Raw genomic sequence first — 25,079 nt, 5'->3', positions numbered from 1 at the left:
CAAGTGACGAAGAATGGTTGGAAACAAGCTGTTTGAGGGCCTTTAACTGTTTTTAGTCTTGTTGGCACGTATTATGTAACACTGCTGAACATGACATGCTCGACCATGTCACCGATATTTACACAAATCCCGTGCAATCGGCGCCAACGCCCCGCTCTCGCAGATGAGAGGCGGGGCGTTTTGTTTTTTGAACGAATGAACATAGTCTGGAGAATAATGGCGACAACCAGTTGTGGGAACTGAACGGAGCATACAGCTCAAGAGGCCGGGGATACGGTGATGCGTGCGCAGCCGTAGCGCCTTGATTGTGCTACCTCAAAACAGTGGTAAATCCACTATAGTGGATGAAAGGAGTTTCAGATGAGACAGGTGGCTATCTACGGTAAAGGCGGCATCGGTAAATCGACCACAACCCAGAATACGGTGGCCGGTCTGGCCAAACTCGGCAAAAAGGTCATGATTGTGGGGTGTGATCCCAAGGCGGATTCGACCCGCCTTATTCTTCACGCCAAGGCGCAGGCAACGGTCATGGATCTGGTGCGGGAACGCGGCACCGTGGAGGACCTTGAGGTGGATGATGTCATGAAGGTCGGTTACAACGGCATCGCCTGCGTGGAGTCAGGCGGCCCGGAACCGGGTGTCGGTTGCGCCGGACGTGGTGTCATCACCGCCATCAACTTTCTTGAAGAAAACGGCGCCTACAAGCCCGACCTGGATTTTGTGTTCTATGATGTTCTGGGGGACGTGGTCTGTGGCGGGTTCGCCATGCCGATCCGGGAGGGGAAGGCGGAAGAGATCTATATCGTCTGCTCGGGCGAGATGATGGCCATGTATGCCGCCAACAACATCGCCAAGGGCATTCTGAAGTACGCCACCTCCGGGAAGGTGCGATTGGCCGGGTTGATCTGCAACGCCCGGAAAACGGACAAGGAGTATGAACTGATTGATGCACTGGCCAAAAAACTAGGTACCCAGATGATCCACTTCGTGCCCAGAGACAATCAGGTGCAGCGTGCCGAACTGCGGCGCATGACGGTCATCGAATATTCGCCGGAACACCCCCAGGCCAATGAATACCTAACCTTGGCCAAAAAGATCCTGGACAACAAGATGCTGGTCATCCCCACACCACTGGAGATGGAAGAACTGGAAGAACTTTTGATGGAATTCGGCATCATGGAAGCCGATGATGAGACCAACGTCGGCAAGGCGGAAGCGGCCTGATTTCTTGCGCCGTCAGATAGTGGAAGACAGAAAAGCCGCATTCTTTCGGGAATGCGGCTTTTTGTTTCAGCAGCTTTCCTCCTCGATCTGCTCCAGTAACTCCAGGGCATCCCGGTCGTCGTAGGTCTCGAAGAGCTCCCTGATGTTGTTGATGTAGGAATGGACCAGAAACAGCTCGTCAAGACAGCGGCCGCAGGTCTTGTCCGGTTCTCCCACACTGTTCAGCTTCTCCTTGAACTTCTCCCAGAAGGCGTTGGTCTTTTCCGGGTCATCGATGTGCCGGCGCAGCATTTCCATCAGTACCCGTGAGTTCTCATCGCCGTTGATACCGGCGAACGATACGTAACGGTCCGGCTTTGCGGTTTTTGCCTCCATGAAGCCTGCCTTTCGGATTATTTATTTTTATCGGGAAACCACTTGATTCATTCTATGCCGTCCAGTCGCAGAGCAAAGGTCAGATCCAGGCCGGCCAGGGGATGATTGCCGTCCAGGGTCACCTCGGTCTCGCTGAAACCGACAATTTGTACGACCCGTTCCCCGCCGCCCGTGAAACTGATGCTGAGTTTTTGACCAATCGTGATCTCTTTTTCAGCGGGAAAGTACGTCCGTTCCACCCGAATGATGTTCTCTTTCAAGCGCGGCCCGTAGGCCTCGTCGGCCGGGATGACGATATTGACCGTTTCCCCCACGGCCATGCCGGTTACGGCCCGTTCCAGGGCCGGAAAGACCTGGTTTTGGCCGATGGTGAACACGAGTGGTTCTTCGTCGGTCGTGCTATGAAAGATGCGCCCGTTGTCGAGGGTTCCGATGTAGTGGACCGATACGGTGTTGCCCTGCTGTGCGTGTGCCATGTTTCATACTCCTTGCAGGCGGTTGTTCATTGCTGGTTCTATGACATATGCAACATGTCGGCCGAGGTGTGTTTTGAATACAATCATTCTCTGCTGGAGACTCCTGGAACCCGGCGGGGGGCAAGACTGCCGCATAATGGAGCATATACGTGGTATTTGACCATTCGTTATGCATTGTGTAATATAGCGTATCGCGTCGTATTTATGTAACTGCCAGTGCTTAAACAATTGTACGGTTTTGGCAACTTGGCATGGGTTATGTATTTGGATATATATCACACGGCTACATTAGTGACGTAAATGTGTGCTTCCGCCTCGATATTCTTCCGGTGCTGCAAAGGGGAGGGAGCCGGGTGAAGGACTCCGGACAGCGACGCATGGCGTCTATCGAACAAGCCTCGGACCATCCCCAGGCCAATAAGAGCAATACTTTGGCCTAAAAGATGATCGACAACAAGATGTGGGTCGTCACGAACTCATTGGATATGGACGAGTTTGGGTTTCCTGATGAAGTGCGGCGTGATGAGGAAGGTAGACAAAGTGATGTTAGTAAAAATGCGGCCATGGGGTGGTAAGGCGGCCATGGAGACTGGGAAGGGGGGCGCATGAAAGTTGCTTTCACGACATCGACCGGTGTCGAAATTGACCAAAATTTCCGTAAGTCCACCAGCTTCACTGTCTGGGATATCGGTCCGGACGAGGCTTACTACGTGACAACGGTACGAATCGACGACGACGGCGGAAACGAGGATGACAGGATCGCAGCCCGTGTCACGGCACTCAAGGGGTGTTCTATTGTATGCGCCGGTGAAATAAACGGCCCGGCGGCGGCCAAGCTTGTAGCAAAACACATTCATCCCATGAAGTTTTCTATGGGGTCTTCAGTCGAAGAGGTTATCGGCAGGCTGAAAAATGTGTTGAGAGGGACCCCGGCACCCTGGATGCGCAAAACTCAGATTGCAGACATCAGTGATGATGAGTGGGATTGCGTTGTCTGTCGATAGCCGTCGCTTTCATGATGATCACCGGTTATCACTATGATAACAATAGCAATCAAAATGATAATAAGTTGCGGCAAAAGACCCGGAGAAGATGTTTGTTGTGTTGAAATAAAGAATTATTCCCCATTGGAGTTCATGCGCAGGCAGGGAGCGCGCACTTGAAGTAACTCCTTGGTTCGTGACAATTTTCCAGTTTGATGCCGGTTGCCGCATCGGTTTTTGACGTGAGAGGATTCGTTTGATTTTGTGCGGAGGGTGGGATAAACGGATGTCGGCGTAAATATGTGGCATGCGTTATGTATATAGTTATATATACAGCGCTCATGGATTACCCGCTCCCTGCGTTGTCTACGTCATTAACGGCGGAAACCTCCATGCATCGGGTGAGCCGGATCCCGTCCTGCGAGCCGCAATGTCGGGGGCCGATAACCAATGGTCATTATATGCTTGGAGCGCTTCTACAATTCAATGTCCGCCGCAAGCGTTGCAACAAGGACTCACTCGTGAGTCTCCTTCATGTGGTGGGGGGAGTAATCCCCCCTTTTTTCAAGTTGAGGCGGTAAACAGTATGCTGCAACAGTAGTAGCGCGCTCCAGGGTGCGTATAAATCAAAAGGGGGTTGTTATGAAGAAGTTGGGAATTTTGCTGGGGCTGGCCCTGCTTGTGGCTCAGGCCGGTAGTGTCTCGGCGAAGAGCCTTGAGGACGTGCTGAAGGAAAAGGGAGTCATTACCGAAGAGGATTACAAAGAAATTCAGAAAAGCAGCCAGATCAAGTACAAACCAGGCGGGGGGCTCAACTTCGCCACGGCCGACGGTAAGTTCGGCATTTCCATCGGAGCTTCCTATCAGGTCCGTTACACCTTCCTCGACGGGGATGACGTCAACAAACCCGCCACGGACCCGGACTACAGCAAGTTCGAGCTGCGCCGCATCAAGCTGCTGTTCAATGGCCATGCCTATTCCCCGGACCTGACCTACAAGATGAACATCAACTTTGCCAACTTCAACAGCGGCTCTACTGCAAACAACGGCCCCATGGAAGAGGTCTGGCTCAACTACCGCCTGATGAACGAGGTGCAGTTCCGTCTCGGGCAGGACAAGGTCCAGTTCGGCCGCCAGTGGATTACCTCCTCCACAGCACAGCAGTTTGTGGACGCCTCAATCGTGACCTCCGCCTTTGTGCCGGGGTATGACACCGGAGCCATGATCCACGGCAAAATCGCTGGCGGGATCTTCAACTACAACATCGCCGGCTACGGCGGGGTGGGCCAGAACACGTGGCGAAGCAAGACCGACAACGCCTTCAGCGCTCGGCTCACGGCCAACCCTCTGGGGGAGGTAAAATACTCCGAATCCGACGTGGAATACAGCAAGAAACCGCTGGTGTCCATCGGCGCCGACTATTTCCGGGATACCCTCAGCAACACCGCGGGCACTACCGGTACCCTGGAAACCAACCAACTCTCTTTCCTGAAATCCAGTGGCGGCTGGTATGGGGTCGGCAAGGGAACGAGCAAATTCACCACCGGCGAAAAGATCGACTTCAACACGTGCGGCGCGGATGCGGTCTTCAAATGGCTCGGTTTCTCGGCCACCGGAGAGTACTTCTTTGCCCAGGCCGAGGGGCAGACCTCCGGCAAAAAGATGCGTGCCCAGGGGTTCTACGCCCAGGCGGGTTATTTCGTGATTCCGAAAACCCTCGAACTGGCCTACCGCTACTCCTATCTTGACCCGGATCGGGACGCGTCCAGGAACCTCTGGACCGAAAATGCCGTCGGTGCGTCTTGGTACGTCAACAGCACGCACAACCTTAAGGTCCAGGCCGACTATACCAATATCCACAAACAGGCTGGACTCATATCCACTACCGCTGGTACGCAGCCGACCGACGACAACCAGGTCCGCTTTCAGGTGCAGATGGTATTCTGATCCGGCCCATGCGTAAAAAATCGGCAGGCTGCGCCACGCTGTGGGCAGCTTGCTGGATTGTATGCCGTTTAATGCACTTTACATGGCCGGCAATCCCTGTATAATTACAGCCATACTGCACAGAATTCCGTGTCTTTTGCGGGCGCGGTTGTGGTGCACACAGAGGGGTGTGGTTGCGTTATGAAATCTTTACAGGAAAGTGCCAAGCTGGGGCTCTCCGGGGCCGTGTGGCTGCACAAGGAAGACCGGAAGTTCCTGGGGGGAGACCGGATCAGTCTGCTGGAGCAGATCGGCGAACTCGGTTCGATCACCAAGGCCGCGAAGGCAGTTGGGCTTAGCTATAAGACCGCCTGGGATCTGGTCAACATGATCAATAACCTGGCCGACAAGCCACTGGTCGACCGCTTGGCCGGGGGTAGGGGCGGCGGCGGGACCACCCTCACCGCGGAAGGAAAAAAAGTTCTGAGGGAGTTTCAGATTATTCAGGAAGAACATCGCAAGTTTCTGGCAAATATTGCCGACAAACTAGGCGATGCCGATAGCCTTTACCAACTACTGAGGAGGATTGCCATGAAAGTAAGCGCACGTAACGTATTTGCCGGAACCGTGGCCAGGATCGTCAAGGGCGCCGTTAATGCCGAAGTTGATCTGACTCTCAAGGGTGGGGCCACCATAGCGGCTGTTGTCACCAATGGTGCCATTGATAACCTGGGGTTGGCCGTGGGAAAAGAAGCCTATGCCATCATTAAGGCTAGTTCTGTCATTATCGGAACCGAACTGCACAATACCAAGCTCAGCGCCCGGAACCTCATGTGTGGCACGGTCGCCAAGATTATTGAAGGACCGGTCAGCGCCGAGGTGGATGTGGAGGTGGGGGGCGGCAACACTATCAGCGCCGTTATTACCCATGAGAGTAGCAAAAACCTGGGGTTGGTTGTGGGGGGGCATGCCTGCGCCATCTTCAAGGCATCCAGCGTCATCCTCGGCGTGAGCTGAGCAGAAGCGCAACTAGGGATATCCTGGAGGGGCATCAACGGAGCTGCCCCTTTTTCTAGGGATTACGATATGTTTACAATAATATAGCGAATGAACGGGGGAGGATGCAATGCTAGCCTGTTTGCCTGACGGCGAGATCGAACGTTTTATCGATGAAGACCTTCCCTATGGCGACCTGACCACCCACCTGCTCGGTATCGGTACACAGCCGGGCATCATTACTTTTACTACCCGTGAGGAGACGACCCTCTGCTGTTGCGAGGAGGCGGGCCGGGTACTGGAGAAATGCGGCTGCCGCATCTTGACCCTTGAACCGAGCGGAACGTGTTGTGCTCCTGGGACGGTTTTTCTGACCGCCATGGGAACGGCACAGGCGCTGCATGCCGGTTGGAAGGTTGCCTTGAACCTGCTAGAGTATGCTTCCGGCATCGCCTCGCGGACCGCCAGGGTCGTAAAGGCAGCCAAAGGGGCGAATCCGTGCATCGCGGTGGTTACTACCCGCAAGTCCTTTCCCGGAACCAAGAAGATAGCCATCAAGGCCATTATGGCTGGGGGAGCACTACCCCATCGTCTGGGATTGTCGGAGACCGTGCTGGTGTTCAAACAGCACACTGCCTTTTTGGGCGGGCTGGATGCCTTGCTAGCAGGGGTCGCCGACTTGCGCGCCAAGGTGCCGGAAAACCGAATCATCGTCGAGGCGGACGATGCAAGCGAGGCGCTTCGCATTGCCGGGGCCGGAGTCGATGTGGTTCAGGTAGACAAGCTGCCGCCGGCGGAACTGCGGCAATTGGTTGACGATATCCATGCCATGGACCGGGCGGTGAAAATCTCCGCGGCGGGCGGCATCAACGAGGGAAACGTGGCGGAATATGCCGCCAGTGGGGTGGACATCATCGTTCTGTCCTCGGTCTATTTCGGCAAGCCTGCGGACATTGGCGCCCGGATTGTTCCCCGCCAACCGTAGAGAAGCCCATTATGAAAATTTCATAAGTCTTATTACTATCAACCATTTCATCTTAAACGGAGACCATCAATGACTCGAATAGTATCCTATCTGATTGTAGCTGCAGTCTGTTTGCTCCCCATCGCCGCGTCGGCCGGTGAGATCGACCTGTTTGTGGCAGCCAGCATGAGAGAGGTTGCCAATGATTTGTCCGACAGCTTTGCAAAAAAGAACAGTGGCGTAACCTTCAAGAAAAACTATGGTGCTTCCGGCGCCCTGGCCAAACAGATCGAGAACGGTGCTCCGGCGGACATATTCATCTCTGCCAACCTGAAGTGGATGGACTATGCAAAGGAAAAACATCTGGCCGATGACAAGAACATCGCTACCTTTGCCTACAACTCTCTGGTATTCGCCGGTCGGCCGGGGGTGAAGGCCGCAAACCTGAACGACGTGCTCAAGCTGGAGAAAATTGCCATCGGCAGCCCCAAAAGCGTCCCAGCCGGTGAGTACGCCGCTGAGGCCTTCAAAAAGGCGGGTATCGAAAAACAGCTCGAAAAGAAACTGGTCATGGCCAAGGATGTGCGCGAATGCTTGCTGTACGCCGATAGGGGGGAAGTTGACGGTGCATTTGTCTATAAGACCGATGCCCTCCAGGTGGCCAAAACCGCCAGGATTCTGTTTACGGTGCCCCAGGAGTTCTACACGCGGGTAACCTACCCCATGGCCCTGACGGTATCAGGCAGTAAGAAGGTTGAGGCCGCCGCCTTTTTCCGGTATTTGCAATCGGCCGAGGCTAAGACGATCCTTGCCAAACACGGCTTTCTGGTGAAGTAGGGTATATTGATGCCGGTTTTTACCTCTGCCGAATATATGGCTATCCTGCTGTCGCTCAAGGTGTCGGTCGTGGCGACACTTGTATCGCTGCCCTTCGGATTCGGGGTTGCTTATCTCATGACCTACCGGCAGTTTCGGGGGAAGGTTGCGCTGGATGTGGCGGTCAACCTTCCTCTGACCCTGCCGCCCGTGGTGATCGGGTATATCCTTCTCCTGCTTCTGGGGCAGAAGGGTTTTATCGGCCAACATCTGTTACAGCCCTTGGGCATCAAGCTGATCTTTACCTGGAAGGCCGCGGTCGTTGCCACCGCTGTGGTCGGTTTTCCCCTCATGGTCAGGTCCATCCGGCTGAGCATGGAAAGCGTTGACGAGCGTCTCATTCAGGCCGCCCGCACCTTGGGGGCCGGATGGTTCGACACCATCTTGACCGTAATCATCCCACTTTCGTTGCGCGGGATCGCCGCCGGGTCGGCACTCATGTTTGCCCGCGGCCTAGGTGAGTTCGGCGCGACCATCGTGGTGGCCGGCAATATCCCCGGTATAACCCAGACCATCCCCTTGGCCATCTACGAATATACGAGTTCCCCCGACGGCGACAGCATGGCCATGGCTCTGTGCCTGGTGTCGGTACTCCTCTCGGTGCTGGTGCTCCTGCTCCACGAATATCTCAATCGTCGCATCGCCAAGGCCGTCTGATATGGAACTGCATGTAAGCTTACAAAAGAATTTCGGCGCCTTTTCCCTGGATGTGGATTTTACGGTCCAGGGGGAGCGCATAGGTGTCTTCGGCCCGTCGGGAAGTGGAAAATCCACGCTGGTAAGCCTGCTCGCCGGTTTGCAGCGGCCGGATGCCGGTACCATCCGTCTGGACGGCGAACTGCTCTACGACAGTCAGGGAACAGTCGATGTCCCCCCGGATCAGCGTCGTATCGGCATAGTTTTCCAGCGCCCCTACCTGTTTCCCCACATGAGCGTCAAGGCAAACCTTCTGTACGGCTACAAACGGAGCGCTCCGGCTAACCGTCGGATCGATTTCGACGCCCTGGTGGAGGTGCTGCAGATAAGCCACCTCCTGTCGCGTGGCGTACATAACCTCTCGGGTGGTGAAAAACAGCGGGTTGCAATCGGCAGGACAGTCCTCTCCAATCCCCGCCTGCTGCTGATGGATGAACCGCTGTCGGCTCTGGACGATGCTCTCAGGTTTCAAATTATCGATTATCTGAAGGCTACCAGCGAAGCGTTCCACATTCCCTATCTCTTTATCACTCATTCTCTTCTGGAGATGCGCATCATGTCGGACATGGTGCTTGCGGTCGATACTGGGCGCATCGAGGCCCAGACAACAGCGGAAGAACTGGCGCGATCCCGCATGGGGCAGAGCCCGGCCGGCTATATCAATCTCCTGCGGCTGGGTAATCCGCGTAGGGTCGACGGTATGTCCGCCTACACCTGGGGCGGGACTGAGCTTTTGATCTCCACCGCCAGCGATCGGCCGGACGCGCTGTTTGAACTCTCTTCGAAAGATATTATCCTCATCAAGCAACATCCCGACGCCATCAGCGCCAGAAACCTGCTCGACTGCACTGTTGCGGACACCTTCCAGTCCGGCAACAAGGTGGGGGTGGAGCTTGCCAGTGGTGATGACCGGCTCGTAGCCGAGATAGTACATGAGGCTGCCCGCGAACTGGGGGTTAAAAAGGGGAACCGGCTCTTTGCGGCCATTAAGGCCTCGGCTTTTCGGCGCCTCGGGTGACATTCGATAAAGTACCTGACAAGTAGGGATTGACAGAGGCCTTTGTTTTAAGGTAACTTAACTCCGCTGGAGATAATTGGTTCAGAAAGGGTGCTATTTATCCTGCCGCACTGACCCGCAAATCCCCGCCGACCAAGCCCCCATGAAAAACGTCGTCGCCACCTTAGCTCAGTTGGTAGAGCAATTGATTCGTAATCAATAGGTCGCCGGTTCGATTCCGGCAGGTGGCTCCAGTACACGCAGGCACCTCCCGCGACAGGGTATGTGTCTGTTGTTCTATGGGGTTCATATGCGCGCTTTACGAATACTTTCCCGACCAACGGACCTTGCCCCGCCGTACTCTTTATTTCTGGGAGAGGTGTCATCATGGGGAGGATTGTGATGTGTCGCAAAATAAAACCGGATATTGTTCGGCCGAAGTAGCGTTTTTACTGACTGTCTCCCAAAAAAAGAGTTGCTTCTTCATGGGTTGTCATGGTATAAAGACAAAAAAGTTGTTCACTCAAAAGTGAGCTCGCAAGGCTCACTTTTTTTTTGCGAGACAGCGTATGGCTATGATCAAGGGAGATGTTTGCGGGCAGGTGTCCGGCATTGCGTTGCCTATACTGGAATCGCTCGGTATGGAACTCGTCGATATCGAGTTCGCCAGGGCAGGGCGCGATGGCGTATTGCGGCTCTTCATCGACAAGGATGGGGGCATTACCCTGGACGATTGCGCCGACGTCAGCCGCGAGTTGTCGGCCATCCTCGACGTAGAAGACATCATCCCGGGCCACTATTCGCTGGAGGTGTCCTCCCCCGGTTTGGACCGCCCCCTCAAAACGCCGGCCGATTACGAACGCTTTGCCGGGCGTTTGGTGAAGGTGCGCACTTTTGAGGCGCTGCCCGATGATGCCGGCAACAAGCGCAAGACCTTTATCGGGCGGTTGGAAGGGCTGGTGGACGGCAGCGTCGTCATGAAGCTTGCCGAAGGCCCGTCTGCCTCGATCCCGTTGGATAAGGTCGCCAAGGCCAATCTTGAATTCGAATTTTGATCTGATTTCCCATATACGTCAGTAAGGAGAAGCAATCGTGGAAACGAACATCAATCTCAAACATGCCATCGAGCAGATCGTCAAGGAAAAGGGCATCGACCGGCAGGTGGTCATGGAGGCCATGGAGCAGGCGGTGTTGACTGCTGCCAACAAGAAGTACCGCAATACCCGGGATCTGGAGGCTCATTACAATCCTGACTCGGGCGAGGTGGAGCTGTTTGAGTTCGTGACCGTTGTTGAGGAGGTGCAGGACTCCTACAAGGAGATCAGTCTCGAAGAGGCCCGTGAGGTTGACCCTGATGTGGAGGTCGGCGATTCGTTGGGAGAAAAGCTGGATGCCACCGGCTTCACCCGCATTGCCGCCCAGACTGCCAAGCAAGTCATCATCCAGAAGGTGCGTGAGGCGGAACGGGAAACCATCTTCAACGAGTACAGCGACCGCCAGTGGGAGATCATCACCGGCATGGTGCGGCGTTTCGAAAAGGGTGAACTGCTGGTTGACCTGGGGCGCGCCGAGGCGGCACTCCCGGCCAAGGAACAGATGCCGCGCGAGGTCTATCGTCCCGGCGACCGCATCCGCGCCATCATTACCGAAATCCGTATGACCACCAAAGGGCCGCAGATCATCCTCTCCCGTACCCATCCCAGTATGCTGGCCAAACTGTTCGAGCTTGAGGTGCCGGAGATCGCCGAAGGCATCGTTGAGATTAACGCCGTAGTGCGCGATCCGGGCAGCCGCGCCAAGATTGCCGTTTCCTCCAATGATTCGGATGTGGACCCGGTCGGCGCCTGTGTCGGCATGCGGGGCGCCCGCGTCCAGAACGTGGTCTCTGAGTTGCGCGGAGAGAAGATCGATATCATCCCCTGGTCCGAGGATATTGCCCGTTTCGCCTGCAATGCCCTTTCTCCGGCACAGGTTTCCAAGGTGTTCGTGGATGAGGACAATCGGGTGCTTGAGATTGTCGTGGCGGACGATCAGCTTTCCCTCGCCATCGGCAAACGCGGACAGAACGTCAGTCTTGCGGCCCGTCTGACCGGCTGCCGCATTGATATAAAGAGCGAATCCAAGGCGGCTGAGGCTGAATTGGCCCAATTTGCCTCCTTTGACGGCACCCAGGCGGAAGAGGAGCCTGCGGCCGATGAGGCTACCGAGGATACCGGGACTATTGAGACTGACGAAACTGTAGAGGCAGGGACCGCCGATGCTGCAGTTGCCTCGGATGCCGAAGAGAAGCAGGCGGAGTAGCGTACCGGGATGCCCCGCCACGATGGTGCGGAAAAGCCGCAACGCAGTTGTCTTGCCTGCCGTGAAATCAGAGACCGGGATCGACTGATCCGTTTTGTGCTCTCCCCACAGGGGGAGGTGGTGCCGGATCTGGATGCGAAGCTGCCCGGCAGGGGCGCCTACACCTGCGTCAGTGCTAGCTGTCTGGCTGGTGCAGTCAAGCAGCGCCAGTTTGGCCGTGCCTTCAGGCACGAGGTGGCCGTGCCCGCTCCCGACGAGATGACCGCGCAGGTGGCGAAGCTGTTGCTTGAACGGGTCATGGGGTACATCGCCTTGGCCAACAAGGCAGGCAAGATTGTTGCTGGCGGCTCCATGGTTGGCGAGGCGCTGAAGAATAAGAACAAGCCGGGACTGGTCCTGGTGGCCTTGGACGTCTCCGAGGCCATCGGGGAGAAGATCGCGGCCCAGGCGGCCGGCAACGGCGTGCCCTGTTTGCGGGTACTGACAAAAGACGATTTTGGCGCTCTGCTCGGTAAGGCACCACGTAGTGCGCTTGCCGTGAAATCGAGCGGTTTTGTGGTGCAACTTTTGAAAACAATTGAACGATATAGAAACTTCCTGGGGGAGGTGCAGTAAGCATGAGCAAGATACGTGTGAGCAATCTGGCGGAGAAATTGGGTGTTGATGCCCGTGAGACCCTTGCCAGGCTCAAAGAGATCGGGGTTGATGCCAAATCGTCGGCCTCCCTGGTTGAAGAGGATGCCGTCAAGAAGCTGATGACGCCTCAGCCCAAGGAAAACAGTGCCAGCACCGAAGAGGTGCGGGTCACGACCAACATCATCAGACGTCGTGCCAAGACTGCTCCGGCTGTTGCTGTCGAGGAAGCACCGCCGGTGACTGCCGCCGTCGAGCCGGAAAAGAAGGTGGAGCCGGCCCCCGCCCCCGCCCCTGCTCCCAAGGCCCCTGCTGTTCAACTGCCTGAACCTGAGATCGTTCCTCAGGAGCCGCCGGCTCCAGCCAAGGCGGTTGTGGTGGAACCGGTTATTCCGGAAAAGCCCAAAACTCCGCCCGAACCGGTGAAGGCTGGCCCAAACCAGGCTCGTATCCTGGGCAGAATGGAAATTCCGGGCGTTACAACCCGTCCCACCCGCGTGGTGACCAAGGAGGCGCCGCCCACGCCGCGCACTGCTCCGTCCCGTCCGGCTTCGGAGGGGGCGCCCCGGAACAGTGCCCCCACTGCCGCGCCCGCAGGCGAGCAGGATCGTTCCCGCATGAAGCAGGTGCAACTGACGCCCGCAGCCCCTTCCGCCGGAGACAGCCGTCGCCCGGGTGGTAAAAAAGATGGCCCCGGCCATGGTCCCGACGCCGGAAAGGGTGGCAAGAAAGGGGGCGGCGCTCCCGGCAAGAAGAAGGAACAGCCCAAGAAACATGAGATCCTGGAAAAACGCGAGCGTACCTTTGATCCGGTCTACCGTGGGTCCAAGAAGAAGGGCGGCAGGGAGCGGGTGGTTGAAACCCGCAAGACCGAGATCACCATTCCCAAGGCCATCAAGCGTATCATCAGGATCACCGAGAGCATCAGTGTCGGCGAGTTGGCCAAGCGCATGGGTATTAAGGCCAACGATCTGATAAAGTCCCTTATGAAGATGGGGATGATGGTTACCATCAACCATCCCCTGGATTACGATACCGCGGTCATTCTGGCCTCTGAGTATGGCTATGAGGTGGAAAACGTGGCGGTCGACCTGGACGAAATCCTTGAGTCGGCTCCCGATGCGCCCGAAACCCTAGTGAAACGGCCGCCGGTCGTGACCATCATGGGCCACGTCGACCATGGCAAGACCTCTCTTCTGGATGCGATCCGTGAGGCTAACGTCATCGCCGGCGAAGCCGGGGGCATCACCCAGCATATCGGTGCTTACGATGTGGAGTTGAATGGACGTAAGATTACCTTCCTCGATACGCCGGGTCATGAGGCGTTTACCGCCATGCGTGCCCGCGGCGCCAAGGTGACCGACATCGTCATCCTGGTCGTAGCGGCCGACGACGGGGTCATGCCCCAGACCCGTGAGGCCATCAACCACTCCAAGGCCGCCGAGGTTCCGATCATCGTTGCCATCAACAAGATTGACAAGCCGGACGCCAAGCCGGAACGGGTCAAGCAGGAGTTGATGGAGTTCGGTCTTGTTGCCTCCGAGTGGGGTGGTGACGCCACCATGGTGGAGGTGTCGGCCAAGAAACGTCTCAATCTCGAAGAGTTGCTGGAAATGGTCCTGTTGCAGGCCGACGTGATGGAACTCAAAGCCAATCCTGACAAACTGGCCAAGGGCACCATCGTGGAGGCCAAGCTGGACAAGGGACGAGGCCCGGTTGCCACCGTGCTTGTGCAGGAAGGTACCCTCAAGGCAGGCGACTACTGCGTGGTCGGCATCCATTCCGGCCGTGTGCGTGCCATGCAGAATGACCGTGGCGAGAAGGTGCTGGAAGCAGGCCCCTCCAAGCCGGTGGAATTGGTTGGTCTCTCCGGTGTGCCCGATGCCGGCGATGTTTTTGTGGCCATGAAGGACGAAAAACAGGCCAAGGAGATCGCAACCCTGCGCCAGATCAAGCTGCGTGAGCTGGAACTGGCCAAACACAGCAAGCTCTCCCTGGAAGACCTGTACCGCAAGATCCAGAGCGGCGAAGTCAAGGACCTCAATGTTATCGTCAAGGGCGACGTGCAGGGATCGGTGGAAGCGGTGGGCGAATCGTTGCGCAAGCTTTCCACCGATGCAGTGCGTCTCAACGTCATCCACTCTGCGGTCGGCGCTGTTACCGAGACGGACGTCAATCTGGCGGCCGCCTCCAACGCCATCGTCATCGGCTTCAACGTGCGGCCCGAGGTCAAGGCCCAAGGCCTGGCCGAGAAGGAGGGAGTCGATATCCGCCTCTACAACATCATCTACGATGCGGTTGAGGATGTAAAGAAGGCCATGGAAGGACTTCTCTCTCCGACCTTCAAGGAGAAATACCTGGGTCGCGCCGAGGTTCGCGAATTGTTCTCCGTGCCCAAGGTCGGCACCGTTTCCGGCTGCCATGTTCAGGACGGCAAAATGCTGCGCAACGCCCAGGTGCGCCTGCTGCGTGACAACGTGGTGGTCTACGAGGGCAAGATGTCGTCCCTGCGCCGTTTCAAGGACGATGTCAAGGAAGTGGCCAGCGGCTACGAGTGCGGCATCGGCCTTGAAAATTACAACGACCTCAAGGTCGGTGATATCATCGAAGCGTTCGAGATGGAAAAGATCGCCGCGAAATTATAATATGAATCCGTGATGCCTGGCCAGTTTCTCTCGCTTGGCTACCGTTCAGGCATCACTGTTTCAGGTGAAAGCAACCATTCGCCCAGAGCCGCAGGAATACGGCGGGAAGCCGCATTGGCCGCCCCATTGTGTTCTGAATGAAGAAAAGAGTTTTGCCTTTATGCAACACAAACGTTCCGACAAGGTCGCCGAGACCATTCATGAACTGATTTCCTCGATCCTCTCCCGAGGGCTCAACGACCCTCGCATCGGGTTTGTCACCATCACCGCCGTGGAGGTTACCGACGATCTCCATCTGGCGCGAGTGTTTTTCACGGTTATCGGCGACGATCAAGCCAAGAAGGACAGCGAGGCCGGCCTGAACAGCGCCAAGGGTTTCCTGCGCCGTGAGTTGGGCAAAAGCCTGACCATGCGCTACACCCCCGACCTGCTGTTCAAGTACGATCATTCCGGGGAATATGGCAACCGGATAGACTCACTCCTCAAGGAGATTGAAACAGAGCATGAATGAGACCATTCAGGATATTGTTTCGGTAATCCGCGCCAATACGTCTTTTCTGCTCACCAGCCACGAAAGTCCGGATGGCGATGCGGTAGGCTCTTCCCTGGCCCTGGCCTCGTTTCTCCGGAAGATCGGCAAAGAAGTCTGCGTTCATCTGCGCGACCAAGTGCCGGATCTGTACGCCTTTCTACCGGGCGTGGATACGGTTTCCCCCCACGTCCCCGACCGCGATTTCGATGTGGCTTTTGTACAGGATATCGGCGAGTTCCGCAGGGCGGGCGACGAATTCTGCGCCTTCAAGCGCATCGGTACGCTGGTCAATCTGGATCACCACCTGGGGTGCGATAATTTCGGCGCCCACAACCTCATCGATCCCCAGGCCGCGGCGACGGGCGTGCTGGTATACCGCATCATCAACGCTTTCGGCTATGCCATGGACCGTGAGACGGCGCTCTGCCTGTATGTCTCCATCATCACCGATACCGGTTCCTTTCGTTATTCCAATGCCAATCCCGAGGCCTTCGCCATTGCCGGCGAGATGATCGGTTGCGACATCAACGCCTGGGACGTGGCTGAGCAACTCTATGAGAACCAGCCCCGCAAGCGTCTGGAACTCCTGGCCAAATGCCTGCCCACGCTGGAAGTGATCAGCGACGGCCGGGCGGCCTCCGTCTCCATTACCCTGGACATGTATGCCGTAACCGCCACCGACGCCGAGTTGACGGATGGCTTTATCAATTATCCCCGTTCCATACGCGGCGTCGAGGTAGCGATTTTTTTCCGCCAACTGGCCGAGCAGCGGTATAAGGTCGGTTTTCGTTCCAAGGGCAAGGTCAATGTGGCCGGCTTTGCCGCCCGGATGGGCGGAGGCGGCCATCACAACGCGGCCGGCTGCACCGTGGACGGGACGCTGGACGAGGTGAAAGCGCAGGTCTACGCCATCGTGGAATCCGCCCTTTGCTGAATCGCCACAGGTCTGCCCATATCCGACCACACCTCAGGAGGAACCCCGCCCCATCAGCCGCCGTCCGGCACACTTCCTGTCACGCTTCTGCACCCCCTTTCTTTTTGCGGCTTTGCACCAGCGAATACGGCCCCCTATGAACGGTTTCGTAGTCATCGACAAACCGGTCGGCCTCACCTCGCATGATGTGGTTAGCCGTGTACGCAGGATTCTCGGCACCAGGCGTGTTGGGCATACCGGCACCCTCGACCCCTTTGCCACCGGTGTCCTGCCGGTTGCGGTCAACGAAGGGACCAAGGCCATACCGTTCCTGGACGAAGGACGGAAGGCCTATGACGCGCTCCTGCGTCTTGGCGTAAAGACCGATACCCTTGACATGACCGGCCAAATTCTGCACGAGGCCGACGGAACGCAGGTGAGCCGCGATCGCCTGGAAGCCGTGGTAAGCGACTTCACCGGCGAGATCCGTCAAATTCCTCCCATGTTTTCGGCCATAAAGCAGGATGGGCAACCGTTGTACAAGCTGGCGCGCAAGGGGGAAGAAGTGGAGCGCAAGGCGCGCTTGGTGCGGATATACTCCTTAGAGATAGTCTCCATTGACCTGCCGCTGGTCGCCATTCGGGTGGTCTGCTCCCGCGGTACTTACGTGCGCTCGCTGGCGGACGATATGGGAGCTGTCCTTGGATGCGGCGCTGCGCTCCAGGAATTGCGCAGGACGGCCAGCGGACCGTTCGACTTAGCTTCGAGCGTCACGCTTGAAGTGTTGGAGGATGCCGTGCGGGAGGGGCGGGCCGATACGTTTTGCCGGACCCCCTGCGTCGCGCTCGGCCATTTGGATGCCATCTCCCTGAACGATGCCGGTGTGGCCAAGGTCAGGCATGGCAGGGCCCCCGACTTGGAGGATACCTTGGATGGTGCCTGGCTTGGATGCGACTCCCCCCGACTGGTGCGTCTTTGTTTTGGAGAAGAACTTGTCGCGGTGGCCGAACTTTTGCCCCTTGACGCCGACAGGTTTCGCGTTGCGCCGAAACGTGTCTTCCGCTGAGTTACCGCTTTACAAATAGCGACTTATGTGTTATTTAACAAAACCCTGGATAAACTGGCTATGCTGCAGCATACAGATAACAAACCGTAATGAAGGGAGGTGTTGACAGTGTTGGCAACCGAAAAGAAACAGGAAATCATCAACTCGTTCAAAACCCATGAAAGCGACACAGGTTCCCCGGAGGTGCAGATCGCCATTCTCACCGAGCGGATCACCTATCTGACCGAGCACTTCAAGATCCACAAAAAGGACCACCACAGCCGTCGCGGGCTTCTGAAGCTCGTCGGCCAGAGGAGGCGCCTTCTGGACTACCTCAAAGGCAAAGAGCTGGACAGGTACAAGAAGGTCATCGAACGTCTCGGCATACGCAGGTAATGGATGGCAGTATGCCCGCTTTTTGCGGGTATATTGCCTGCTCCATTTTTGGGTATGCTCGTTTCACAAGAGGGCTTTACGGCCCTTTTATTTTTTGTTGGGGACGTGGGTAGAGTTTCCTAGAAGGCCAAAGAACACCTGGAACGTTTGCCACAGAGATACAGAAAATGTATTGAATCGCTGAAATGAGGTCGTAAAACCTTATGACGCCATTCCAAACATTTGTGTATCCTTCGTGCCTCCGTGGCAGATGATAGCCTATCTGGGAAGCTGTAGCGACGGCCCCAACGCAACCAAACAGGAGAAACCATATGGAACAAAAAGTACAGGTTGAGTTCGGCGGCAGGACCGTAACCATCACCACCGGCAAAATGGCTAAACAGGCTAGCGGTGCTGTGGTGGTCAGTTGTGGCGACACCATGGTGCTGGTGACCGCGGTGGCGACAAAAGAAGCCAAGGAGGGGCAAGATTTCTTCCCCCTTACCGTCAACTATACCGAAAAAGCCTACGCCGGCGGTAAGATACCGGGCGGTTTTTTCAAACGTGAAGCGCGTCCGTCAGACGCCGAAACCCTAACTTGCCGGTTGATCGACCGTCCGATCCGCCCGCTCTTTCCCGAGAACTTTCTGAACGACACCCAGATCATGGCCACCGTTGTGTCTGCCGACAAGGATAATGATCCCGGTATCCTGTCCATGCTGGGCGCCTCTGCAGCCCTCATGGTGTCGGACGTCCCGTTCCAGGGCCCCATCGCCGGCGCCAAGGTCGGTCGGGTGGACGGCAAACTGATCGTGAACCCCACCTCCGAAGAGCTGGAGCAGAGCGACCTGGAGATCGTGGTTGCCGCCAGTCGCGATGCGGTCATCATGGTGGAAGGGGAAGCCAAGTTCGTCTCCGAAGCCGACATGCTGGAGGCCATCTTCTTCGCCAAAGAAGCAATGCTCCCTTTGATCGAAGCTCAGGAGGAACTGCAGAAGAAGGTCGGCGTAGCCAAACGCGTGATCGCTCCGCCCGTGGTTGACGAAGCCCTGCTGGCCCGCGTTCGCGAACTGGCCTACGACCGCATCGCCGAGGCGGTGAAGATCAAGACCAAGCAGGAGCGCCACAACCAGATCAGCCTGGTCACCGCTGAAACTATCGAGGCCCTCAAGGAGGAATTCGAAGGCAAGACCAAGCAGATCAAGGCGTTTCTGGGTGATTTCGAGTACGAGCGTGTCCGCGCCGACATCCTGGACACCGGCATCCGCATCGACGGTCGCGACACGGCCACCATCCGTCCCATCACCACCGAGGCTGGCCTGCTGCCCCGCGCCCACGGCTCCGCCCTGTTCACTCGCGGCGAGACTCAGGCCTTGGTCGCCGCAACCCTGGGTACCTCCATCGACGAACAACGCATCGATTCTCTTTATGGCGAATCCCGCAAGCGCTTTCTTCTTCATTACAACTTCCCGCCGTTCTCCGTGGGCGAGACCAGCTTCCGCTTGGCTCCCGGCCGTCGCGAGATCGGTCACGGCATGCTGGCTGAGCGGGCTCTGTCTGCCGTTATTCCTAAGCATGAAGACTTCCCCTACACCATCCGTATCGTCTCCGAGATCCTGGAGAGCAACGGTTCCTCCTCCATGGCTTCGGTCTGCGGCGGCAGCATGTCGCTGATGGATGCCGGCGTGCCGGTCACGGCCCCGGTAGCAGGCATCGCCATGGGTCTGATCAAGGAAGGTGACAAGGTCGCTATTTTGTCCGATATCCTGGGTGATGAAGACCACTTGGGCGATATGGACTTCAAGGTGGCCGGTACGACCGAGGGTGTCACCGCCCTGCAGATGGACATCAAGATCGGCGGCGTAACCAAGGAGATCATGCAGCAGGCGCTGAAACAGGCCCGTGAGGGCAGGCTGCACATCTTGGGCAAAATGGCCGAAACCCTGTCGGCAGCACGCGGCGAAATGTCGCCATTTGCTCCTCGCATCACCACCATCTGGATCAAGACCGACCGTATCCGCGACGTCATCGGCACCGGCGGCAAGAACATCCGCAACATCACCGAGACTACCGGCGTTACCGTGGATATCGAGGATACCGGTCGCATCAACATCGCAAGCACCAACAAGGAAGCCTGCGACCTGGCCATCCAGATGATCCGCGGCCTGACCGATGAGGCCGAAGAGGGCAAACTCTACATGGGCACCGTCAGGAAGATCATGGACTTCGGTGCCTTTGTGGAGATCATGCCGGGCACCGATGGCTTGGTGCATATCTCCGAGCTGGACACCAAACGGGTCAAGACGGTTACCGAAGTGCTGAACGAGGGCGACAAGGTTCTGGTCAAATGCATCGGTATCGACAAGAACGGCAAAATCAAGCTCTCCCGCAAGGAAGCGCTTGGTCTCAACCTTGACGGAACGCCGAATGGTTCGGCTGCTCCGGCAGAGGAAACGCCGGCTGAATAAACCGGCTGTCCGGTAGTTCGAACGATAAAAAAAGGCGAAGCCCGCACCAGCGGCTTCGCCTTTTTTTATGTCATGCACGTGGGATGCTTAGTCCGCCTTCCTGTACAGCAATCGCGCCGTGGGCATCTCTCCCTCCCTGTCCTCCTCACTAAAGAGCACCTCACCATTGAAGACCGCAAATATTCTCTCCAACTCGCCATAACGCAGGAAAAAATCCGGGTTGTGGGTGACCAAAAGCTGGGGCGACTCCAGTATGGTGTCGAACAGCAGGAGTCCTCCCGGTGCCAGGGCGCCGACCTCCTCAGGGATGAGGCTGCGCAGCAGAAAGTTGAAGTTGATGATCAGGTCGTACTGTCCCGCGATCCGGCAGTTTTCCAGGTCAACCTGGTGGAAGTCGATTTCCAATGCCTCCGCATGCGCCAAGCGTTCGGCCTTGGCGATCCCCACGTCCGAGATGTCCAGGCCGGACGTCCGGAACCCGTGGCGGGCCAGGAAGATGCTGTTGCGGCCCTCGCCGCAGGCCACATCCAGCGCCCGCCTGCCCGGCGCAAGGCGCAGGATGCGCTCAATCTCTCGAGCCAGAAAAGGGGAGGGGCGTTCTCCCAAAAAAGCCCCCTCCGCCCCGAAGCGTTCGTTCCACTTAATTCGATCAGCCTCCACGTCACCTCCTTGCAATTTGCATTTCTGCAAAAGATACCCTAACGCTATTTTGCACTTTTGCAAACGGCGCTGTTTCCATCCATACCACAACTAACATATTGAAACAATGATGGTTTAAAAATATTTTAAAGTTTTTAAAAGCCTTTATTGACGCGTCTCAGGCTTTCGTGCCGCTGACGGTCGGCCGCTGGTTTTTGCATTAGTGCAAAGAACGAACCGCTACCAACGGAGCGGAAGTCGTTGTTTGTGGTTTAAGTTACTGTAATTATAGCGATAATAATTCTTTAATCCGAATTGGCATATCATATGCCTATAGATAATCGAATGCGATAAATGAGGAAATTAATGAGAAAAACAACAGTCTGTCCATTCTACGGAAAAAACGATGATTACTGCGACGTGGGGTGCGGTTATATCTCGCCCCATGACGTGAACATGATCATCCGTTACTGTAGCGGCCGGTATGCCGACTGCATGAAGTACCTGGAACTGGCCGACCGTTTTCCCGACGAACAGGTTCACCTGATCAAGTGCTGAGTTACAATATATAAACATCCGAAAAAAAGGAGAACGGTCATGTTGTACCATCTTACGCTCAATCTGAACGGGTTTCATATCGCCCTGTCCCTGACGGTTGCCATATTGTTTATATTCATAACAATTGCAAAGGAGAAAAGAGATGAGCGAAAGAGAGCTTGAGTTATTGTCGCGGATCGAGGAGCTGGAACGTCACACTTGGCGTAACAGTGCCATCTTGAGAGCGGTCGCCATGGTGTCCTTTACGACCATGATCGGATTCGTGATTGCCTCCGGGGTTGTGGGTGGTGGGCATGGTAGCCACTGGTCCGGTCCGGCCTGGAACACCATGTGGCTCTACGGCCTGTTTGCGGCCAATGCCGTGTCGATGTTCTGGACAACCCATAAAGAATAATACCTACGGAGGAATAGAGTCATGCCGATGAAAATCTCTCACGCTATTCTGCTGCTGGTGGTCTGCGTTGTGTGCGCCGCCTTCAATATGCAGATATTCTCGGGCTTGGACGATATGATGGGCGACCAGTACTGGGTCGTCGATACGACTCAGGGCGATCATGGCTGGTATGCCATGGGACTTCTGCCCCATGTCAAGAAAGTGCCTAAGGATGTGGTCAAGGCGGCCAACACCGATCCCAACACGAAGGAAAAGTACATCATCTACGCCCAGAGCGGCGACTTTGCCGGCAAGTCGGTGTACGGCATATGTTTCGGCATACCGTTGATTATGTACCTGATCTGGTTCGCCTTCATCATAGGTTTTCCTGACCGGGTTGATCCCTATCTTTTACCCCGCAGAATCTTTACCATAGCGGTCATCATCGGCTGCTCCGTGGTTGCCAACCTGTTCCTGATGCGCATCGCTGCGGATTTTGCCCGCGACCCCATGTCCCGCATCGCCAATGTGGCCGGCAACCATGCTTCGCTCTTGTTCCACAATGCAGGCATATGGTTCGCTATCCTCTTTTCGGCCCTAGGCACCCACGGTCACTCGTCCAACGAGGTGCAGGCCCCGGATAGTCGCAACTGGCAGACTCAAGCCAACGAGAAGTTCAACTGGATGTTCACCATGCTGGGGATTGTGACGGTCCTGGAGATCGCCTTGGTGAAGAACAAGCTGGCCCTGCCCGACGCAGCTGTGGATTACTCGGTCTGGATTATCTGGGTGGTCATCTTCATGCGCATGTACGGATTCTCCCCCAAATACTGGGTCAAGCGCCCCACCGGTATCGCCATCATGGTGGTCGGCACCATGCTGACGCTGCCGGTCTTCTATTTGCTGGAACGGGCCACCGGAAACCTGGGAGCCGGTTTTGCGTCGCCTATCCTGGCCAAGGCTCTCGGAGCGGAGAACCAGAATATCGGTCTCTCTCTGATGGTGTCCATCTACCTGGTGTTCTGGATGGAGTTTGCGACCGCAATCCGCAGGAATGGTCCGACCAAGAAGGCCGTTGCCCAAAAAGCCTAAGTGCCCGGGACTGTGCGTTGCTGGCGCGGCCACGACCCTCTTCCCAGCCGAACTGAAGTGAAGGCCGCAACCCTCCCAGTGGAAGGAATTCTGGTAGGAATTCATGCTGGGGACCAAGGTGTTTGCGGGGTATGAACAGACCCAGGTTTTGCGTGAACTATTAGGGGTTTGAAACTGGGTAGGTGCTGCCGCCGACGCCCGACAGGTAAAAAAGCAGCAAGGCGGCATACGATACGGCCTAACGGCACTGTTTTACTGCCATGAAACAGGAAACCCCTCGCTGGTACAGGAGGGGTTTCGCATTTCGAGACGATCGGTTTTAACTGGCCGCCCCGACATCTTCGTGTCCTTGGGATTCGGGTGATGGCAATCACCCCCGCCCGGTCAGCTTTTTCCATCCACTCCCGGCCAACTCCACCAGCCCGTTGATGGTACGGGTATAGAATTTGCGCACCGGCATGCGGTTCACCAGGACTCTGTCGTCCTGCCGTTCAACGGAAACAGGGGCGCCATGCTCGATGCTCGCCACCTGGTCGTAATGCTCCCCATCGATGCCGAACAGGAAGCGGTACTTTGACCCCTCGAAACGGCAAGCAACGATCAGGATGACCACCTCCGGCTTGCCGGTCTTGTAGTCAAAACGGGCGGTGGAGGTGACGAAAGATCCTTCCACCAGCGGCGTTGCCGTCAGAAGGGTATCCAGGGTCACATTCTTGGGCTTCAATTTCCCCAAGGAGGGAAGACCCCACGGTTTGTACGGCTCATGGCGGCGGGCATGGTACTGGTCGCTCCGCTCCAGCAGGGTCACCACGTTATTGTTGATAGGACCGCCGATGGAATGTGACAACCCGGCGCTGAACCCCTGCTCTTGGATCAGGCGGTGATTCTCAACGATCTGGATCATGCCGGTGGCCCCTAGGGGGTGGCCGCGTCCCTTCAGGCCTCCGGTCAGGTTGGTGGGGAAGGCCCCGGCCGGACCGGTCAGGTTGTCGTCCAGCAGGGCGTCCATGAGACGATTGCGGCTGACGATACCCAGGTCCACCAGGTTGATGGGGCCAAAGCCGTTGAAGGGGTCGTGCATGTTTACATGCAGCTTTCCCTCAAGAGCGCGGATGTCCTTGATCCCGGCCATGCCGTAGGCGTACCCGGCGGCAATGACTGTGGCCGGGAAGGAGTGGAAGTAGTTGCGGTCGGCGATGGTCGGGATGTCGGTGGCGCTCCCCACGCCGCTTACCTGCACCTCCTGGGGTTTGGCGGAGAGGATGACCGCCGCCATGCCATCGGACATGGGACAGTAGTCATGGTAACGCAGAGGATACCAGTAGAGGTAATTTTTGTTGCTGGTGATCTGGCGGTAGTAGTCCTCCACCTCAATGGTGACCCTCAGATGGGCATCCGGGTTTTGAGCGGCAAAGCGCTGGCTCCGCTGGGTCAAGAGGGCCGAGTAGGCGGTCCACTCCTCGTCGGACAGCCCGAGCCGTTCCTTGAGCGCCCGGGCCACCAAGGCTCCGCAGGCGGGCATGGTCAGGCCAAATTCCGATTCTTCACGGTCGATTACTCCGGCGATGATCCGGGTCGACTCTGTGGTGGAGGCGTCGCTCATCTTCTGGATACCGATGGCCAGTACATGGTCGAAGCGTCCCGACGCTACTTCCAGGTAGGCGCTCTCAAAGGCAGAGGCGCCGGAGGACGAGGCCGTGTCGACCAGCACGGACCTGGCACCGGAGATGCCGAGTATCCCGGCGATTTTTGCCGCAGTGTTGTCCACCCCGGAAAAAGCTGAGGGGTTCTGGCTCCCGACCACCACCGCCTCGATGTCGCGACGCCGCACCGGGCTGCCGCCGAACACCGCCTCGCAGCGTTCGGCCATTTCCAAAAAGGAGAGATTCTCTTTGTCCTTGCCGTTGTAGCGCCCCACCGGGGCCATCCAGGAAGCGGCGACATAAACCGGGCGGGGACGGAATTGGGTGCTCATGGTTGTACTCCTTGTCG

Annotated in this window: 24 protein-coding genes and 1 tRNA gene; 21 read left to right on the top strand and 4 right to left on the bottom strand. The window is 56.8% G+C overall.

Features of this window, described 5'->3' with window-relative positions; all coding sequences use genetic code 11:
* The first annotated feature begins 360 nt into the window (after nt 1–360).
* Nucleotides 361–1,224: a nitrogenase iron protein gene (nifH, locus tag LDN12_RS11450; protein WP_223922794.1), complete on the top strand. Its 864-nt coding sequence runs from the start codon at nt 361–363 to the stop codon at nt 1,222–1,224.
* A gap of 66 nt (nt 1,225–1,290) precedes the next feature.
* Here the strand turns inward: nifH and cowN are convergent, their stop codons facing one another.
* Nucleotides 1,291–1,599: a N(2)-fixation sustaining protein CowN gene (gene cowN / locus LDN12_RS11445; RefSeq protein WP_223922793.1), complete on the bottom strand. Its 309-nt coding sequence runs from the start codon at nt 1,597–1,599 to the stop codon at nt 1,291–1,293.
* A 47-nt stretch (nt 1,600–1,646) separates the two neighbouring features.
* Nucleotides 1,647–2,075, bottom strand: coding sequence for a peptidylprolyl isomerase (locus LDN12_RS11440; protein ID WP_223922792.1), 429 nt, complete (start codon nt 2,073–2,075; stop codon nt 1,647–1,649).
* Between the two features lie 605 nt (nt 2,076–2,680).
* Here LDN12_RS11440 and LDN12_RS11435 point away from each other — a divergent pair.
* From LDN12_RS11435 to pnp, 17 genes are all read left to right on the top strand, one after another.
* A complete protein-coding gene (locus LDN12_RS11435) occupies nt 2,681–3,079 on the top strand; it encodes a NifB/NifX family molybdenum-iron cluster-binding protein (RefSeq protein WP_223922791.1) in 399 nt (132 codons plus the stop codon).
* A 621-nt stretch (nt 3,080–3,700) separates the two neighbouring features.
* Nucleotides 3,701–5,005: a porin gene (locus tag LDN12_RS11430; RefSeq protein ID WP_223922790.1), complete on the top strand. Its 1,305-nt coding sequence runs from the start codon at nt 3,701–3,703 to the stop codon at nt 5,003–5,005.
* Nucleotides 5,006–5,185: 180 nt separating this feature from the next.
* Nucleotides 5,186–6,001: a TOBE domain-containing protein gene (locus LDN12_RS11425; protein ID WP_223922789.1), complete on the top strand. Its 816-nt coding sequence runs from the start codon at nt 5,186–5,188 to the stop codon at nt 5,999–6,001.
* 109 nt (nt 6,002–6,110) lie between these two features.
* Entirely contained in the window at nt 6,111–6,965 is an 855-nt protein-coding gene (modD, locus tag LDN12_RS11420; protein ID WP_223922788.1) for a ModD protein, read from the top strand.
* Nucleotides 6,966–7,034: 69 nt separating this feature from the next.
* Complete coding sequence (gene modA / locus LDN12_RS11415; protein ID WP_223922787.1) at nt 7,035–7,781, top strand: molybdate ABC transporter substrate-binding protein; 747 nt, start codon at nt 7,035–7,037, stop codon at nt 7,779–7,781.
* 9 nt (nt 7,782–7,790) lie between these two features.
* Nucleotides 7,791–8,477, top strand: a complete 687-nt coding sequence (modB, locus tag LDN12_RS11410; RefSeq protein WP_223922786.1) for a molybdate ABC transporter permease subunit — start codon at nt 7,791–7,793, stop codon at nt 8,475–8,477.
* Between the two features lies 1 nt (nt 8,478).
* Nucleotides 8,479–9,534 (top strand): molybdenum ABC transporter ATP-binding protein, encoded by a 1,056-nt coding sequence (gene modC, locus LDN12_RS11405; protein ID WP_223922785.1) that lies wholly within the window; start codon nt 8,479–8,481, stop codon nt 9,532–9,534.
* A gap of 157 nt (nt 9,535–9,691) precedes the next feature.
* Nucleotides 9,692–9,767, top strand: a tRNA-Thr gene (locus tag LDN12_RS11400).
* Nucleotides 9,768–10,088: 321 nt separating this feature from the next.
* Nucleotides 10,089–10,568, top strand: a complete 480-nt coding sequence (gene rimP / locus LDN12_RS11395; protein WP_223924059.1) for a ribosome maturation factor RimP — start codon at nt 10,089–10,091, stop codon at nt 10,566–10,568.
* A gap of 37 nt (nt 10,569–10,605) precedes the next feature.
* The gene (gene nusA, locus LDN12_RS11390) at nt 10,606–11,814 is read left to right on the top strand and encodes a transcription termination factor NusA (RefSeq protein ID WP_223922784.1); all 1,209 of its coding nucleotides are present in this window, start codon (nt 10,606–10,608) and stop codon (nt 11,812–11,814) included.
* A 9-nt stretch (nt 11,815–11,823) separates the two neighbouring features.
* The gene (locus LDN12_RS11385) at nt 11,824–12,429 is read left to right on the top strand and encodes a DUF448 domain-containing protein (protein ID WP_223922783.1); all 606 of its coding nucleotides are present in this window, start codon (nt 11,824–11,826) and stop codon (nt 12,427–12,429) included.
* Between the two features lie 2 nt (nt 12,430–12,431).
* Nucleotides 12,432–15,092, top strand: a complete 2,661-nt coding sequence (gene infB, locus LDN12_RS11380) for a translation initiation factor IF-2 (RefSeq protein ID WP_223922782.1) — start codon at nt 12,432–12,434, stop codon at nt 15,090–15,092.
* A gap of 160 nt (nt 15,093–15,252) precedes the next feature.
* On the top strand, nt 15,253–15,603 hold the full coding sequence (locus LDN12_RS11375; RefSeq protein WP_223922781.1) for a ribosome-binding factor A: 351 nt from the start codon (nt 15,253–15,255) through the stop codon (nt 15,601–15,603).
* Nucleotides 15,596–16,558 (top strand): bifunctional oligoribonuclease/PAP phosphatase NrnA, encoded by a 963-nt coding sequence (locus LDN12_RS11370; protein WP_223922780.1) that lies wholly within the window; start codon nt 15,596–15,598, stop codon nt 16,556–16,558. The genes LDN12_RS11375 and LDN12_RS11370 overlap by 8 nt, the downstream gene beginning before the upstream one ends.
* A gap of 136 nt (nt 16,559–16,694) precedes the next feature.
* The gene (truB, locus tag LDN12_RS11365) at nt 16,695–17,603 is read left to right on the top strand and encodes a tRNA pseudouridine(55) synthase TruB (protein WP_223922779.1); all 909 of its coding nucleotides are present in this window, start codon (nt 16,695–16,697) and stop codon (nt 17,601–17,603) included.
* Nucleotides 17,604–17,711: 108 nt separating this feature from the next.
* Nucleotides 17,712–17,978, top strand: coding sequence for a 30S ribosomal protein S15 (rpsO, locus tag LDN12_RS11360; protein ID WP_149209826.1), 267 nt, complete (start codon nt 17,712–17,714; stop codon nt 17,976–17,978).
* A 311-nt stretch (nt 17,979–18,289) separates the two neighbouring features.
* A complete protein-coding gene (gene pnp, locus LDN12_RS11355; RefSeq protein WP_223922778.1) occupies nt 18,290–20,425 on the top strand; it encodes a polyribonucleotide nucleotidyltransferase in 2,136 nt (711 codons plus the stop codon).
* 87 nt (nt 20,426–20,512) lie between these two features.
* Here the strand turns inward: pnp and LDN12_RS11350 are convergent, their stop codons facing one another.
* Nucleotides 20,513–21,085, bottom strand: a complete 573-nt coding sequence (locus LDN12_RS11350) for a bifunctional 2-polyprenyl-6-hydroxyphenol methylase/3-demethylubiquinol 3-O-methyltransferase UbiG (RefSeq protein ID WP_223922777.1) — start codon at nt 21,083–21,085, stop codon at nt 20,513–20,515.
* Between the two features lie 345 nt (nt 21,086–21,430).
* Between LDN12_RS11350 and LDN12_RS11345 the strand changes: the two genes are divergently transcribed.
* From LDN12_RS11345 to LDN12_RS11335, 3 genes are all read left to right on the top strand, one after another.
* A complete protein-coding gene (locus LDN12_RS11345; RefSeq protein WP_223922776.1) occupies nt 21,431–21,622 on the top strand; it encodes a hypothetical protein in 192 nt (63 codons plus the stop codon).
* A gap of 142 nt (nt 21,623–21,764) precedes the next feature.
* Nucleotides 21,765–22,016, top strand: a complete 252-nt coding sequence (locus tag LDN12_RS11340) for a hypothetical protein (protein ID WP_149209830.1) — start codon at nt 21,765–21,767, stop codon at nt 22,014–22,016.
* 21 nt (nt 22,017–22,037) lie between these two features.
* Nucleotides 22,038–23,087 carry a hypothetical protein gene (locus LDN12_RS11335; RefSeq protein WP_223922775.1) on the top strand — a complete coding sequence of 350 codons (1,050 nt, stop codon included), beginning with the start codon at nt 22,038–22,040 and terminating at the stop codon, nt 23,085–23,087.
* A 370-nt stretch (nt 23,088–23,457) separates the two neighbouring features.
* Here the strand turns inward: LDN12_RS11335 and LDN12_RS11330 are convergent, their stop codons facing one another.
* Complete coding sequence (locus LDN12_RS11330; protein ID WP_223922774.1) at nt 23,458–25,062, bottom strand: thiolase family protein; 1,605 nt, start codon at nt 25,060–25,062, stop codon at nt 23,458–23,460.
* Nucleotides 25,063–25,079: the final 17 nt, after the last annotated feature.

Source organism: Geobacter sp. AOG2, assembly GCF_019972295.1.
GTDB lineage: Bacteria > Desulfobacterota > Desulfuromonadia > Geobacterales > Pseudopelobacteraceae > Oryzomonas.
Note: the sequence above shows the minus strand (reverse complement) of the source record. Positions and strands in the feature narration are given on the sequence as shown.

Bases quoted from the DNA above. Each gene is read 5' to 3' on its own strand.
- nifH (WP_223922794.1), top strand. From the start codon at position 361: ATGAGACAGGTGGCTATCTACGGTAAAGGCGGCATCGGTAAATCGACC.
- cowN (WP_223922793.1), bottom strand. From the start codon at position 1,599: ATGGAGGCAAAAACCGCAAAGCCGGACCGTTACGTATCGTTCGCCGGT.
- LDN12_RS11440 (WP_223922792.1), bottom strand. From the start codon at position 2,075: ATGGCACACGCACAGCAGGGCAACACCGTATCGGTCCACTACATCGGA.
- LDN12_RS11435 (WP_223922791.1), top strand. From the start codon at position 2,681: ATGAAAGTTGCTTTCACGACATCGACCGGTGTCGAAATTGACCAAAAT.
- LDN12_RS11430 (WP_223922790.1), top strand. From the start codon at position 3,701: ATGAAGAAGTTGGGAATTTTGCTGGGGCTGGCCCTGCTTGTGGCTCAG.
- LDN12_RS11425 (WP_223922789.1), top strand. From the start codon at position 5,186: ATGAAATCTTTACAGGAAAGTGCCAAGCTGGGGCTCTCCGGGGCCGTG.
- modD (WP_223922788.1), top strand. From the start codon at position 6,111: ATGCTAGCCTGTTTGCCTGACGGCGAGATCGAACGTTTTATCGATGAA.
- modA (WP_223922787.1), top strand. From the start codon at position 7,035: ATGACTCGAATAGTATCCTATCTGATTGTAGCTGCAGTCTGTTTGCTC.
- modB (WP_223922786.1), top strand. From the start codon at position 7,791: ATGCCGGTTTTTACCTCTGCCGAATATATGGCTATCCTGCTGTCGCTC.
- modC (WP_223922785.1), top strand. From the start codon at position 8,479: ATGGAACTGCATGTAAGCTTACAAAAGAATTTCGGCGCCTTTTCCCTG.
- rimP (WP_223924059.1), top strand. From the start codon at position 10,089: ATGATCAAGGGAGATGTTTGCGGGCAGGTGTCCGGCATTGCGTTGCCT.
- LDN12_RS11385 (WP_223922783.1), top strand. From the start codon at position 11,824: ATGCCCCGCCACGATGGTGCGGAAAAGCCGCAACGCAGTTGTCTTGCC.
- infB (WP_223922782.1), top strand. From the start codon at position 12,432: ATGAGCAAGATACGTGTGAGCAATCTGGCGGAGAAATTGGGTGTTGAT.
- LDN12_RS11375 (WP_223922781.1), top strand. From the start codon at position 15,253: ATGCAACACAAACGTTCCGACAAGGTCGCCGAGACCATTCATGAACTG.
- LDN12_RS11370 (WP_223922780.1), top strand. From the start codon at position 15,596: ATGAATGAGACCATTCAGGATATTGTTTCGGTAATCCGCGCCAATACG.
- truB (WP_223922779.1), top strand. From the start codon at position 16,695: ATGAACGGTTTCGTAGTCATCGACAAACCGGTCGGCCTCACCTCGCAT.
- pnp (WP_223922778.1), top strand. From the start codon at position 18,290: ATGGAACAAAAAGTACAGGTTGAGTTCGGCGGCAGGACCGTAACCATC.
- LDN12_RS11345 (WP_223922776.1), top strand. From the start codon at position 21,431: ATGAGAAAAACAACAGTCTGTCCATTCTACGGAAAAAACGATGATTAC.
- LDN12_RS11340 (WP_149209830.1), top strand. From the start codon at position 21,765: ATGAGCGAAAGAGAGCTTGAGTTATTGTCGCGGATCGAGGAGCTGGAA.
- LDN12_RS11335 (WP_223922775.1), top strand. From the start codon at position 22,038: ATGCCGATGAAAATCTCTCACGCTATTCTGCTGCTGGTGGTCTGCGTT.
- LDN12_RS11330 (WP_223922774.1), bottom strand. From the start codon at position 25,062: ATGAGCACCCAATTCCGTCCCCGCCCGGTTTATGTCGCCGCTTCCTGG.